The organism is Nonomuraea sp. JJY05 (assembly GCF_043496855.1).
Lineage (GTDB): Bacteria > Actinomycetota > Actinomycetes > Streptosporangiales > Streptosporangiaceae > Nonomuraea.
Window position 1 is genome coordinate 1 of sequence record NZ_JBIEIS010000055.1, and the last position, 13,154, is coordinate 13,154.

12 protein-coding genes and 1 pseudogene are annotated in these 13,154 nt (G+C 69.0%); 4 read left to right on the forward strand and 9 right to left on the reverse strand.

Features of this window, described 5'->3' with window-relative positions; genetic code table 11:
- Positions 1-286 precede the first annotated feature (286 nt).
- On the forward strand, positions 287-2,005 hold the full coding sequence (locus ACFKCF_RS52310; protein WP_394503708.1) for an IS1182 family transposase: 1,719 nt from the start codon (positions 287-289) through the stop codon (positions 2,003-2,005).
- Between the two features lie 112 nt (positions 2,006-2,117).
- A complete protein-coding gene (locus ACFKCF_RS52315) occupies positions 2,118-2,678 on the forward strand; it encodes a GNAT family N-acetyltransferase (RefSeq protein ID WP_394503710.1) in 561 nt (186 codons plus the stop codon).
- Between the two features lie 332 nt (positions 2,679-3,010).
- On the opposite strand, the gene ACFKCF_RS52320 is transcribed toward ACFKCF_RS52315, so the two are convergent.
- The 7 genes from ACFKCF_RS52320 to ACFKCF_RS52350 all read right to left on the reverse strand — a co-directional run bounded on the left by ACFKCF_RS52320 (position 3,011) and on the right by ACFKCF_RS52350 (position 10,318).
- On the reverse strand, positions 3,011-3,487 hold the full coding sequence (locus ACFKCF_RS52320) for a LacI family DNA-binding transcriptional regulator (RefSeq protein WP_394503712.1): 477 nt from the start codon (positions 3,485-3,487) through the stop codon (positions 3,011-3,013).
- A gap of 24 nt (positions 3,488-3,511) precedes the next feature.
- A complete protein-coding gene (locus ACFKCF_RS52325) occupies positions 3,512-4,783 on the reverse strand; it encodes an ROK family protein (protein ID WP_394503714.1) in 1,272 nt (423 codons plus the stop codon).
- A complete protein-coding gene (locus ACFKCF_RS52330; protein WP_394503716.1) occupies positions 4,780-5,766 on the reverse strand; it encodes a PmoA family protein in 987 nt (328 codons plus the stop codon). Before ACFKCF_RS52330 ends, ACFKCF_RS52325 begins: the two co-directional genes overlap by 4 nt.
- A gap of 71 nt (positions 5,767-5,837) precedes the next feature.
- A complete protein-coding gene (locus tag ACFKCF_RS52335) occupies positions 5,838-7,235 on the reverse strand; it encodes a Gfo/Idh/MocA family protein (RefSeq protein WP_394503718.1) in 1,398 nt (465 codons plus the stop codon).
- Positions 7,232-8,095, reverse strand: coding sequence for a carbohydrate ABC transporter permease (locus tag ACFKCF_RS52340; RefSeq protein WP_394503720.1), 864 nt, complete (start codon positions 8,093-8,095; stop codon positions 7,232-7,234). The genes ACFKCF_RS52335 and ACFKCF_RS52340 overlap by 4 nt, the downstream gene beginning before the upstream one ends.
- Entirely contained in the window at positions 8,085-9,005 is a 921-nt protein-coding gene (locus ACFKCF_RS52345) for a carbohydrate ABC transporter permease (RefSeq protein ID WP_394503722.1), read from the reverse strand. The genes ACFKCF_RS52340 and ACFKCF_RS52345 overlap by 11 nt, the downstream gene beginning before the upstream one ends.
- A gap of 11 nt (positions 9,006-9,016) precedes the next feature.
- Positions 9,017-10,318: an ABC transporter substrate-binding protein gene (locus ACFKCF_RS52350; protein ID WP_394503724.1), complete on the reverse strand. Its 1,302-nt coding sequence runs from the start codon at positions 10,316-10,318 to the stop codon at positions 9,017-9,019.
- A gap of 222 nt (positions 10,319-10,540) precedes the next feature.
- Between ACFKCF_RS52350 and ACFKCF_RS52355 the strand changes: the two genes are divergently transcribed.
- Together ACFKCF_RS52355 and ACFKCF_RS52360 are read left to right on the forward strand one after the other, a co-directional pair.
- On the forward strand, positions 10,541-11,743 hold the full coding sequence (locus ACFKCF_RS52355; protein WP_394503726.1) for a polysaccharide lyase family 1 protein: 1,203 nt from the start codon (positions 10,541-10,543) through the stop codon (positions 11,741-11,743).
- Between the two features lie 148 nt (positions 11,744-11,891).
- Positions 11,892-12,260, forward strand: coding sequence for a pectinesterase family protein (locus ACFKCF_RS52360; RefSeq protein WP_394503841.1), 369 nt, complete (start codon positions 11,892-11,894; stop codon positions 12,258-12,260).
- Here the strand turns inward: ACFKCF_RS52360 and ACFKCF_RS52365 are convergent.
- Positions 12,221-12,781: pseudogene (locus tag ACFKCF_RS52365) on the reverse strand (gamma-glutamyl-gamma-aminobutyrate hydrolase family protein); the annotation flags it as partial. The gene ACFKCF_RS52360 and the pseudogene ACFKCF_RS52365 sit on opposite strands and share 40 nt — an antisense overlap.
- Complete coding sequence (locus ACFKCF_RS52370; RefSeq protein ID WP_394503728.1) at positions 12,766-13,101, reverse strand: aldehyde dehydrogenase family protein; 336 nt, start codon at positions 13,099-13,101, stop codon at positions 12,766-12,768. The gene ACFKCF_RS52370 and the pseudogene ACFKCF_RS52365, both read right to left, overlap by 16 nt.
- Positions 13,102-13,154 lie beyond the last annotated feature (53 nt).

A 13,154-nucleotide genomic window follows, 5' to 3' on the forward strand; every position in this document is an offset into this window, starting at 1 on the left:
CGCCCTGGACGCCGGCACCACCCACGGCCGCATCACCAACGCCCTCAAGAACGACGGCACCGCCGAACTCGACATCCACGCCACCACCTCCCACGGCGACATCACCGCCCGCAGCCTGTGACCCGCAGCCTCCGAAGAAGAGAGGCAGACCGCCCGGTGACGACAAACGGCCCCCGTCCATCCACGTGACACCGTTGGCGAAGTAGATCGAACAGAAGCGGCCCCATGATCACCTCTGTGATCATGGGGCCGTTGTTGTCGTTCTTGCTCGCGGATGGAGTTGTGGGTGTCGCTGCGTTCGACTGGTCCAGGTCAGATCCCGGCAGCCACCCTGGCGGTAGCCCGGGCAGCCTTTCCGAAGGGCAGCCTGGCGATCCGTATCCGGGATGCGTTGGGTGTCCTGTTCCAGGATGAGGACTTCGCTGCGGCGTTCTCTGTCCGTGGCCGCCCGGCGCTGTCCCCAGCGCGGCTGGCGTTGGTGTCGATTCTGCAGTTCGGCGAGGGATTGTCCGACCGGCAGGCGGCCGAGGCTGTGCGGGCGCGGATCGACTGGAAGTACGCGCTCGGGCTGGAGCTGACCGATGCCGGTTTTGACTACTCAGTGCTCAGCGAGTCCCGGGATCGCCTGATCGCAGGATCGCTCGAGCAGAGCCTGCTCGACACGATTTTGGAGCGTGCCGTAACCGCCGGGCTGCTTCGAGCCGGGGGCCGGCAGCGAACCGACTCCACCCACGTGCTCATGGCCATGCGCACGATGAACCGGCTGGAGCAGGTGCATGAAACGGTGCGCGCCGCGCTCAACGCGCTGGCCGCCGCAGCCCCCGACTGGCTGCGGGCCCAAGCCGAACCTGGATGGTTCGAACGCTACGAGGCCCGCATCGAGGACTACCGGCTGCCCAAGAACAAGCCCGAGCGCATCCAACTCGGCCACGAGATCGGCGCCGACGGGAATGGCGTCCTGCGCGCGGTCTACTCGCAGGCCGCCCCTGGATGGCTGCGCGACCTCCCCGCAGTGCAGACGCTGCGCCACGTATGGATCCAGCAGTACGTCACCATCGACGATCAACTGCGCTGGCGAACCCCGGACGAGCAGCCGCCGGGCACGATCCGCCAGATCTCGCCCTACGACAGCGACGCCCGAGCCGGAACCAAGCGCGACTCGCACTGGGACGGCTACAAGGTGCACCTCACCGAGACCTGCGACACCGACGCCCCACATCTGATCACCAACGTGATCACCGCTCCGTCGCCCGGCAGCGACTACGAGGCCACCGGCCTGGTTCAGGAGGCCCTGGCTTCGCGTGAACTGACACCGGCGGTCCACCTGGCCGACAAGGGCTACATGAGCGCGCACAACCTCGCACGCGCCGATCGCCGCGGCATCGAACTGCTGGGACCGATGATGCCCGACAACGCCTGGCAAAGCGCCGAAGGCAACGGCTTCGCCGTCAGCGACTTCACCATCGACTGGGACAACCGCGTCATGGCCTGTCCCACCGGAGCCAAGAGCTCGCCCTGGGCCAACGAAATCGATCAAGGCGGAACTCCGGTCATCCGGGTGCGCTTTTCCATGCGTAGCTGCAAGGACTGTCCCAGCCGGGACCTGTGCACCCGTAGGGCCAAGGGCCGGCGCATCACCCTGCGTCCGCAGGAGGAGCATGAAGCTCTGCAACGCGCACGAGCGAGGCAAAGCACCGACGAGTGGCAGCAACGCTATGCCCACAGGGCAGGCGTGGAGGGCACCACCGCCCAAGGCGTCAAAGGCTTTGGCCTGCGCAGATCCCGCTACCGCGGGACCGCCAAGACCCATCTCCAGCATCTGTTCATCGCCGCGGCGATGAACCTCACCAGGCTCGATGCCTGGCTGACAGGAATCCCGCTGGCTCCAACCCGCACTTCGCAGCCTTACGCCCTGCGGCATGACCGAATGGTCGGCGTAGCAGTAGTGCAGCGATTCACTTTTACGATGAGCGCCGCAAAGCAGGAGAATCGGTACCCGACATGACTCTCAGCGGGTTGGTGCTCGTGGTGGTGGATGCTGTCGTGAGCAAGTGCGGTTGATCAATCACTCCAAAATTCGTTGGACGTCTGCCCAACGTTCTGCGACCATCCGCACGGTGACAGATGAAGCTGATCAACAGACGTCGTTCCCCACCAGTTCGAAGCAAGTGCGCTTTGTCGAGTTGTCGAGCACCGCGATGTCCGCTCTGCTCGATGGGGATCTGGCCGCAGCCAGTGACACGGCTGGGGTCGCGCTGACTGAGTACTTCGTGACAGATGGAGCGCGGTCGCTGTGGCAGGTTCGGCTCGACCAGATGGCCGCCGATCCCCGCCACGCGCGGTGGATGGCGCGGCAGGCGGTGACCGGGCCTGAAGGTGTCGTCATCGGTCATGCCGGATTTCACGGACCGCCCGATGAGGCGGGCATGGTGGAGATCGGCTACGCCGTCGCTCCTGACTTCCGCCGCCAGGGCTATGGCCGAGCCATCCTGATCGAGCTGTTGCGCCGGGCCGCGGCCGAACCGGAGGTCAAGACCGTACGGGCGACGATCAGTCCTGACAATGTGGCGTCCCTGGCCACGATCGCCGGCTTCGGCTTCGTCCAGGTCGGCGAAGATTGGGACGAAGAGGAAGGTCTCGGACTCATCTTCGAAGTCCCCGCCAACCGCAGCTGCTAGGTGCAACCAACCCGGTGGAAGTTACCGGTCACAGCATCCCGAGCTCCGCCCTCATCCTGTTGCTTTCAGCGGTGAAGCTGGCTCGGCATACAGCTCCTGGCACAGGAAAGGCCCCGTGATCACGTTAGTGATCACGGGGCCCTTCCTGTTCGGTCTACTTCGCCAACAGCGTCTCCACGGACCGGGGCCGTTCCAGGCCCTCCACCAGGGCTGCCGTGCCGGTAAGCCTGCTGTCACTTGTCAGATCTGCCGGCGAAGCCACTCCAGGCCTTCTTCGGCGTGGTGGAGACCGGCTCGCTTCCGTCGGCACCCGCGCAGGATCTTGTGGTTCCTCAGCCGGGCGAAGGTGTGCTGGATGCGGGCGCGGATGCGCCGGTGTTCGGCGTTGGAATCTCCCTGATGGCGGCTGGTGATGTGTCGGCGTGGCGGGCGCGGCGCGGGCGTCGTCGTCGCGACGACATCCGCGAGGGAGCGAGCCGTGCGGCCTGCTTCATGGCGGCGGGATGTGATCCTGGAGTCGCGCGAAGGCGGCGGCGTGGGGTGAGCTGTCGGCCAGGGTGTAGGTGACGGTGGTGAGGCCGGGGTCGGCGGGGGTGCGGGCGGCTTCGGTTCGGCCGGTAGCCGAGCTCAGCGGCCGCGGCCAGGATCCGTTCTCTCGACTCTTCGCTCGGCCCGGGAACGCCCCTCATCACGAGCGAGACCAACTGCCGCGAGACCCCCAGATGGTCCGCGATGTCCTTCATCGTCGGGAGCCGGCCTGTGCCCCTGCCCGCCCGACGTTTCTGCGCGCCACCTACACCGGTCGCCATGGACCCAGTCTCGCACGTGCCAACTCAGCTCTGGCGGGCCAGCCAGGTGGTGGGGCGGCGGCGGATCTGGTCGATGGAGGTGAGCGCCGCGCCGATGACGGCCGCGTCGGGGCCGAGCAGGGTGGGGCGGATGGTGACCGGCGACCAGGAGGCGGTCAGCACCCTGCGGTCGATCTCGGCGCGCACCGGGTCGGTCAGCCACGACGACAGCAGCGCGAAACTGCCGCCGAGCAGGACGGAGTCGATGTCGAGCACGTTGACCGCGCCGGACAGCGCGATGCCGAGCGCGCTCCCGGCCCGGTCGAGCGCGACCAGCGCGGCAGGGTCGGCGGCCTCGGCGCGGCTGGTGATGACGGAGTCGGGGTTGATCCTCTCGAAAGCGTCACCGGCTTCTCCGGGAACGGCACTGTCGCGGGCGTCGGTCCGGTCGGGTGCTCCTCGCAGCGCGCCGAGGATGGCGCCGGTGCTGGCGTAGGTTTCCAGGCAGCCGCGCGACCCGCAGGCGCACGCGGCGCCCTCCGGCTCGACGGTCACGTGCCCCAGCTCGCCGCTCCAGCCGCGCGCCCCGCGCATCAGGCTGCCGTTCAGCACGATCCCGGCGCCGATGCCGAGCCCTCCCGAGACGTACAGGAAACTCCCCAGGGGGTCGTCCCCGGCGTACAGCTCGCCCAGCGCGGCCAGGTTGGCCTCGTTGTCCACCACGCACGGCACGCCCAGGTCGGCCAGGAACGTTCCGGCGTCGACGTCGCGCCAGCCCAGCGCGGGCGCGATGCGCACCACCCCGCCGTCGACCGGTCCGGGCACCGCCAGCGTCGCGGTGACCACGGTCAGCTCCTTGGCCGTGACCGCCTCGATCGCCTCGCAGCCCATGCGGATCAGCGAGCCCAGCACCGCCTCGGCGTCACGTCCGGTGGGCGGCATGGGCGCGAACGTCAGGTGGCGGACCGTACCGGTGAGGTCCACGACGCAGGCGGCCAGCCCGTCGGCGCGGATGTCCAGGCCCAGCCCGGCGGGTCCCCGGTCCGAGAGGGTCAGGCCCACCCGGGGACGGCCCGCGCGGCCGTTGTGAGTGACGCCCTTCTCCGTGATGAGCCGCCCGGCCAGCAGTTCCTCGGCGATGCGGGTGATCGTGGGCCGGGTCAGCCCGGTCGCGGTGGCCAGCTCCGTACGCGAGATCGGGCGGCCCGCGTCGAGGATGTGCTGGAAGACCACCTTGAGGTTGAGATCGCGTAGATCCTCCTGCCGGACGGCGCCCTCGGGCGGCCGCGGCCCGCTCAGCCGGAAGGCGGCCGTCATGGCACCGGCTGCGAGTGTAAGCCCGGTGCGCCCCCGAGCACCGGGCGCGAGGGCAAGCCCGGCGTGCCGCCGAGCACCGGGCGCGAGGGCAAGCCCGGTGCGCCGCCGAGCACCGGGCGGTCCGCCGCAGGGAGCCCGTAGGCTGTCGCGCCGCGTTCGCTCTCGGCGACCAGTTCGGCCGCCGACTCGGCGTTCAGCACGCCGTCGGCGACCAGGGCCACCACATGGCGGGCGATCTCCTCGCCCGGCTGCAGCACCAGCGGCTCGTCCCAGGCCGCGCTCGAGCACACCCCGAGGTAGTCGCGGGCCCGCACGAACCACCGGTCGCCGGCGGTCTCCGCGTCGCCTGGCACGAACACCATCGTCCAGTCGGCCCCCGCCACCGCCACCCACGCGGCGCTGCGCCCGTGCACCGGCTCCGCCCCAGGACCCGCCGGGCTCAGCACCGTCGCGCCCGACACCGCCGGGCCGCGCCAGAAGAAGCCGCCGTACCCGGCGCCCACCCGCCCCTTGGCGGCCGGGCTGCGCACCTCCAGCGGCCGGTCGGTGACATTGGCCAGCCTGCTGCGCACCGACAGCGCCCACACGCTGCCCGACACCGGCTCGCAGCCGATCGCGCGACGCTCGTGCAGCAGCACCCGCTCGTCCGGACCGAGCCAGCGCAGGCTGTGCGCCAGCTCGTCGCCGCCGCGCCGCTCCCAGCGCTCGTGCCGCTGCGAGCCGTGGTTGTCCAGCCAGGCAGGGCCGTGGCCGGCGACGAAGGTGCGCCCGCCCCAGAAGTTGACCCCGTCGATGTCGGGGTAGGCCACGCCGATGCCGAACTGGTGCGGGTGGGAGTCGGGGACGGCGTCGGTGACGGTACGGCCAGCGAGCGTGCGTACCGGATGCAGGAAGGGACGCGGCGAGCTGGAGGCGGGCGCCTCCGGCCGCCAGACGTAGGTGGCGACCTTACGCCCGTCGAGCCGCAACACTTCCGCAGACATCTCGCCGCCTTCTCGTACTCGGGAGTTCTGAGCGTAACCCCCGAGTGGTGCCGCCACGAGTACGGCAGGCGTCATCGCGCGGACCTGACCGGGATCGGCTCGAGCTCGTCCAGCCGCACGGCGCGGCCGGTGCGCAGCGACTCGTTGCCCGCCACCCCCACCAGCACGCTGGCCGCCCCCTCGGCGAACCCGGCCTGCCGCCGCAGCGGGTCACCGGAGGGTCCGCGGAAGACGTCGTGCAGGAGCATCGCGTCACCGCCGCCGTGGCCGCCCGCGCCGTCCGGGATGGGGATCTCCACGGCGGGCTCCCAGTGCCGCTGCAGCAACAGCCGCGAACCGCGGGTGCGGTGCCCGCTGCCGGCGGGGCCGCTCCCGGAGCCCTCGGCTTCGGCACTCGGGTCGAGCACCGAGCCGGGCTCGCCCTCGCGGCGGGCGGCCGGGCCGCGGGCCGTACCGGAATCCGGGTTGGCCGTGGCCGCGCCGATGGTCGCCGAGACGCCCGTCGGGGAGACGTGGGGCCGTTCCACCACGTCGAGCTCGATGCGCCCCGCCGTACCGTTGATCGCGACCCGGTAGCCCTCCCACGGGCAGTGCGCGTGCAGGCTGTACGACATCGACGCCCCGCCCCGGTAGCCGACGACGACGTTGAGGTTGTCCTCGATGGTGATGCCGTCGGAGAAGACGTCGCGGTCGCGGATGTAGCCGTCGAGGTGTTCGCCGGCGCCGTACAGCTCGCGGAGCCTCTCGTCGGAGGCCAGGTCCAGGGCGAACGGGTCGCCCGCGACCGGCCCCCGGTCCGGCCGCGGTCCCAGGCCGCGGCGCGCGGCGTTGGCCCGGCCGTAGAAGCGCAGCCCGCCGCGGGCGAAGACGACCTCGGGCCGGTCGTCCAGCCACCAGTTGACCAGGTCGAAGTGGTGGGTGGCCTTGTGCACCAGCAGCCCGCCGGAGGCGGACTTGTCGCGGTGCCAGCGGCGGAAGTAGTCGGCGCCGTGCACGGTGTCCAGGCACCACTCGAAGGTGACCGAGGTGACGTCGCCGATCTCGCCGTCGGCGAGCAACTGCCTGATGAGACTGTTGCGGGGCGAATACCGGTAGTTGAAGGTGACCGTCAGCTCCGCCGTACCCTCGACCAGAGCCGAGCCGATCCGGCGCAGCCCCTCCACGTCGGTGGTCATGGGCTTCTCCACGACCACGTCCACGCCCGCGCGCAGCGCGCGGCTGACGTAGCCGGCGTGCGTGGCGTCGGGCGAGGTGACCACCACCACGTCCGCCCCCTTCAGCACCCGGTCGTAGTCGTCAGGGGCGTAGTGCGGCAGCGGGGCGCCCGCGACCCGGTCGTAGTAGGCCATGCGCACCTCGTTGGTGTCGCAGAAGGCCACCGGACGGCCGAGGTCGGCGTAGGGGCCGAGCAGGGCGTCCAGGTACATCCGGGCGCGTGAGCCGGTCCCGACGAAGGCGTAGCGTCTCATTTCAGTCCTGTGGTGGCGATGCCCTTGACCAGGTACTTCTGGCCGGCGATGAAGAAGCCGATGACCGGGGCCAGGGAGACGAACGACATGGCGAACATCTGCCCCCACTGCGACTGGCCCTCGGAGTCGATGAACTGCCGCAGCGCCAGCGGGACGGTGTACAGCTCCTGCTCGGTCAGATAGAGCAGCGGGCTGAAGAACTCGTTCCACGTCGAGATGAACGTGAAGATCGCCGTGGTCGCGAAGGCGGGCTTGCACAGCGGCAGGATGACGCTCCAGAAGATGCGGAACGTGCCCGCGCCGTCGATGCGGGCCGCCTCGTCCAGCTCCCTGGGCAGCGAGCGGATGAACTGCACCATGAGGAAGATGTAGAAGGCGCTGGTGGCCAGGAAGTTGGGGACGATCAGCGGGAAGTAGGTGTTGAGCCAGCCCATCTTGGCGAAGACGATGTACTGCGGCACCAGCAGCACGTGACCGGGGAGCATCATTGTGCCGAGCGTCAGCGCGAAGAAGAGCTTGCGGCCGCGGAAGTTGAGCCGGGCGAAGGCGTAGGCGGCCAGCGAGCACGACAGCAGGTTGCCCAGGATGCTCAGCACGACGATGACGACCGAGTTGACCAGGTAGAGGTCGAAGGGGAACTGCAGGGCCGTCCAGCCCTCGGTGTAGTTGGACAGGTCCCACTCGGCGGGCCAGAGCGACAGGTCCTTGAAGACGATCCCGGTCGGCTTGAGCGAGCTGGACAGCAGCCACGCCAGCGGGTAGAGCATGACGATGCTGAACAGACAGAGCAGCAGGTGCTTGCCGAAGCGCTTGCGGCGGGTGTTGCCGAGGCGCTCGATGTAGGTCTCGTCAGTTGTCATAGTGCACCCACCGCTTGGCCAGGAGGAAGTTGAGCCCGGTGAACGCCGCGATGATGATCAGCAGCATCCAGGCCATCGCGGAGGCGTAGCCCATGTGGAACTGCTCGAACCCCTGCTTGTACAGGTAGAGGTTGTAGAACATCGTGGAGTTCGCGGGCCCGCCTTTGCCGCCGCTGAAGATGAACCCCTGCGTGAAGGTCTGGAAGGAGGAGATCAGCGACTGGATCAGGTTGAAGAAGATGATCGGGCTGAGCAGCGGCAGCGTGATCTTGCGGAACTGCTGCCACTTGGTCGCGCCGTCGATGGCGGCGGCCTCGTAGTACATCGCCGGGATCTGCTTCAGGCCGGCCAGGAAGATCACCATCGGCGAGCCGAACGTCCAGATGTGCAGGATGATCAGCGTGGTGAGGGCGTAGTCCGGGTCGGAGGTCCATCCGATCTTCTCGACGCCGAAGAAGCCGAGGAAGGCGTTGACGATGCCGTTGAGGCCGAAGATGTAGCGCCACAGCAGCACCAGCGCCACGCTCCCGCCCAGCAGCGAGGGCAGGTAGAAGATCGCCCGGTAGACCGGCAGGCCACGCACGCCCCGGTTGAGGAGCATGGCGACACCCAGCGCGGCGGCCAGCGAGAGGGGCACCGAGACGAAGGTGTAGATCACCGTGACCTTGACCGACTGCCACCAGGTCTCGTCGGAGAACATCTCGGCGAAGTTCTCCAGGCCGATCCAGTTCGGCACGTTCAGCAGGTTGTAGTCGGTGAAGGCCAGGTAGAGCGAGGCGAAGAACGGGACGATCGTGAAAGCCATCCCGAGGAACCAGGGCAGGATGAACAGGTAGCCCGATCGGTCCTGAGGGGGTTTCGCCGCCTTGGGCGGCGCAACCGGCGCCCCGGACACGGCCGGGTCCTTCACGGGCGCGAGCGTCACTGCGACAAAGCCTTCGTCGCCGCCTCGATGACCTTCTTGGCGGCCTCGGCCGGAGTCAGCCTCGCGTGCTCGACCTCGGGGGCGACCGCGGTGAGCTCGTCCTGGATGCCGCTGGCGCCCTTGGGGTAGGGCGGGACGGCGACCAGCGTCTGCTTCTGCAGGCCGATCAGGTAGTCGGTGGCCACCTGGTCGTCCTTCTCCAGCGTCGGCTTGATCGCGTCGGCGACGACGGTGCTGGCCGGAACGCCGCGGGTGGTGCCCATGGCCTTGTTGGCCTCCACGTCGTTGATGAGGAAGTTGAGCAGCTGCAGCGCCTCCTTCGGATGCTTGGAGGAGGCTGCGACCGACCACAGCGCCGGGGTGCCGATGTTCGTGCCGCGCCGCTTGGCGGTGGCCTCGCCGGGGATGCCCAGCAGCGCCAGGTTGCCGCCGGCGACCTTGTTGTAGCCGAGGAAGCCGTTGCTCGGGATGATCTGCGAGGCGACGGAGCCCTTGGCGATGTAGGACTGGTCGGGCGAGGAACCGATCGTCTCGACGAATCCCGCGGGCGGGAAGCCGCCCTCCTTCCGCATGTCCTCGAACATCTGGAACCACGTGGTCAGCGTGGCCTCGCTGACGCCGAACTTGCCGTCGGCGGTGAAGAGGTCCTCGCCCTGCTGGGAGACGTAGACGACGAGGTTGGCCAGGGTCGCCGGGTCCACCAGGGTGCCGTAGACCTTCTTGCCGCTCTTGTCGGTGAGCTGCTTGGCGAACTTGGCCAGGTCCTGCCAGGTCCAGGTGGCGCCGTCGGGGATGGTCACGCCGTACTGGTCGGTGATCGTCTTGTTGACGATGAAGCCGATCGCGTTGAGCCCCGAGGGGATGCCGTAGACGGCGTCGCCGACCTTGCTGAGGTCGGTCGCGGCCTGGCTGAGGTTGGCGGTGTCCACGATGCCGGGATGGTCATTGAGGTTGAGCAGCGACTTGCGGTCGGCGTACTCCCGCAGGCTGTCCATCCGCATCATCATCAGGTCCGGTGGATTGCCGGCGGCGAAGCGCGTGGCCAGCTTGTCCTTGTAGGGGCCGCTGTCCTGGTACTCGGTCTTGATGGTGATGCCCGGGTTGGCCTTCATGAACAGGTCGAGCGCGGCCTGGGTCTTCTGGGCGCGGAAGGCGTCGCCCCACCAGACCATGTTCAGCTGGATCTTGCCGGAGGCCGCCTCACTGCCGCCGCCTCCGAAACCACGTCCACAGGCGGCCACGGCCAGGCCGAGCCCGGTCAGACCGGCGGTGCGCAGCATGTCTCTTCTGGAAATCATGAGTCGTCTTGCCCTTCTCACGGGGGGTTGCCAGGAGGCTACGGCGAGGTTTCGGGTTACGTCAATCGGTGAAACAAACATTAAGGAAAGCCATTGACGGTAATTCCACGGCCTTCCTACAGTGAGGGCACCTCGCCCCAGAATCCCGGCCGTGCGACGACCACCCCGGCCGGTCTTCCTCAGAAAGCGAACCCCCCTGTGACCACTGCGCGTCATGCCGCCATGGCAGCCGCCACCCTGATCCTGCTCGCCGCCACCGCGACCCCGGCCTCAGCCGCGGGCCGCGTGGGCGGCGGCTACCACATCGTCAACGCCGAGACCGGCCGGTGCCTGGACATCAAGCTCCGGGAACGGCCCTGCCGCGGCCGCACCGCCGAGCTCCGCCTGCAGGCCGCGGCGGGCGGCCAGGTCCGCCTGGTCAACGGCGCCGACCGCAGCTCCGCCGAGGTCACGCTGACCTACGCGGGCGACGGCAAGTACCGGATCGCCGACCGGCTCTGGACCTTCCGCCCGGTGGGCGGGCCGCGCCACTGGTCCGACCAGGCCGACGGCTTCGCCGCCGACACCACCGGGGGTCAGGGCGGCCAGGTCGTCACCGTGACCACCCAGGAGGAGCTGAACACCTACGTCACGGCCGCCGAGCCGTACATCATCAAGGTCGCCGGGGCGATCGAGATCAGCCCGAAGGGCACCGAGCTCAAGGTGGCCTCCAACAAGACCATCATCGGGGTCGGCACGGCAGGTGAGATCGTCGGCGGCGGCTTCTTCCTCGGCGCCACCACGAGCAACGTGATCATCCGGAACCTGACGATCCGCGACACCCTCATGCCCGAGGACGACCCGGATGACAAGGACTTCGACTACGACGCCATCCAGATCGACTCCGCGACGAAGGTCTGGATCGACCACAACCGGCTCGCCCGGATGAACGACGGCCTGCTCGACAGCCGCAAGGACGCCACCGACATCACGGTGTCGTGGAACCAGTTCCTGGAGAACAACAAGACCCTCGGGATCGGGTGGACGGCCAACCTCATCACGAAGATGACCCTCCACCACAACTGGTTCGCCCGCACCAACCAGCGCAACCCCAGCGGCGGCAACCTGCTGAACATGCACATGTACAGCAACTACCTGCAGGACATCAGGTCGTACGGCAACTGGGCGCGCGGCGAGACCAAGGCCGTGATCGAGCACAGCCTCTTCCACAACGTGGCCGACCCCTACTTCGTCGACCCCGCCGGCGAGCTGGTCCAGCGGGCCAACGTCGTCACCGGCACGAGCTCCTGGCGTGACGGCCTGATCAAGGAGCAGGGGGTCGCCTTCGACCCGACGAGGTTCTACTCCTACACCGTCGACCCCGCCACCGCTCTCCCCCAGGTGCTGGCCGCCTTCTCCGGCCCGCAGGACTCGATCGGCAGGTAGGGCCAGGTGATGAGAACGCGCAACCTCGGCAAGGCAAGCCGCTGGATCATCCTTGCCGCCACTGCGTCGGTGCTGCAGGCGGGTGGTCACGGCGACGTCACCCGCCACCGCGACGCAGCGGCCGACGGTGGCCGCCGACGGCAGCGGGATGTACACGACCGTCCAGGCCGCCATCGATGCCGTGCCGGGCGGCAACCCCAGCCCGGTCACCATCACCGTCGCCCCCGGCACCTATCGCGAGATCGTCACGGTGCCGTCGAACAAGCCGTACATCACGCTGCGCGGGCTTGGCCGCTCGCCCGACAGCACTGTCATCGTGAACAACCGCTTCGCCGGAGAGTACGGCACGACGGGCAGCTCGACCATGTTCGTCCACGGCCACGACTTCACCGCCCGCAACCTGACCATCGCCAACGACTTCGACGAGAGCACGGCCACCAGCGGCGGGCAGGCGGTGGCGCTGTACACCCGGACCGCCAGCCCTTCGCCGACCCGCAACACGCGCTGGTGGTGGTAGCAGGACGCGCTCACCTTCTGCGCCCCGGTCGTCTGCCGGAGCGACCCAGGAAGCACCGCGACCGGGTGCACCACGTGGCGGTGCGCCGGCTCAGTACCACCCATGTCCTGCTCCAGGGTTCCGCCCAGCACCGTGTTGAGCACCTGGAGGCCGCGGCAGACGGCCAGGAGCGGCACACCGGCGGCAAGGGCCTGGCGGGCCACCTCCAGGCCGGAGCCGTCCTGCTCGTCGTCCACGTCGTAGACGCTTTCGTGCGCGGTACGGTCGCCGTACCGGTGCGGGGCGAGGTCGCCGCCGCCGGGCAGCAGGACGGCGTCGAAGCGGACCAGGCGGCCTGCGACCTCGACCGGATCGGCGACGCCCGCGGGGGCGTGCGGGTGCAGCGAGACGGGTTCGGCCCCGGCGAGCCATACGGCCTCCACCAGCGCGCGGGCGTTCACCTCCGCGCGGTGGCGCAGCCCCGAGGCCGAGGTGGAGAAGCGGGCGGGAATGGCGATCAGGGGTCTCACAGCTGGATCCACGTGGTCTTGAGTTCGGTGTACTTCTCCAAGGCGTGGGCTGATTTGTCCCGGCCGTTGCCCGACTGCTTCATGCCGCCGAACGGCACGCTCAGGTCGCCTTCCTCGTAGCAGTTCACCCAGACCGTCCCGGCCCGCAGCGCGCGGGCGACCTTGTGGGCGGTGGACAGGTCGGCGGTCCACAGGCCGGCGGCCAGGCCGTACTCGGTGGCGTTGGCCAGCGCGACCGCGTCGTCCAGGTCGTCGAAGGTGAGCACGGACAGCACGGGGCCGAAGATCTCCTCGCGGGCCAGCCGCATGCCGGGGGTGACCCGGTCGAACACGGTGGGCTCCAGGTAGCTGCCGTATCATCGGCAACACCGACCCCGACTACGCC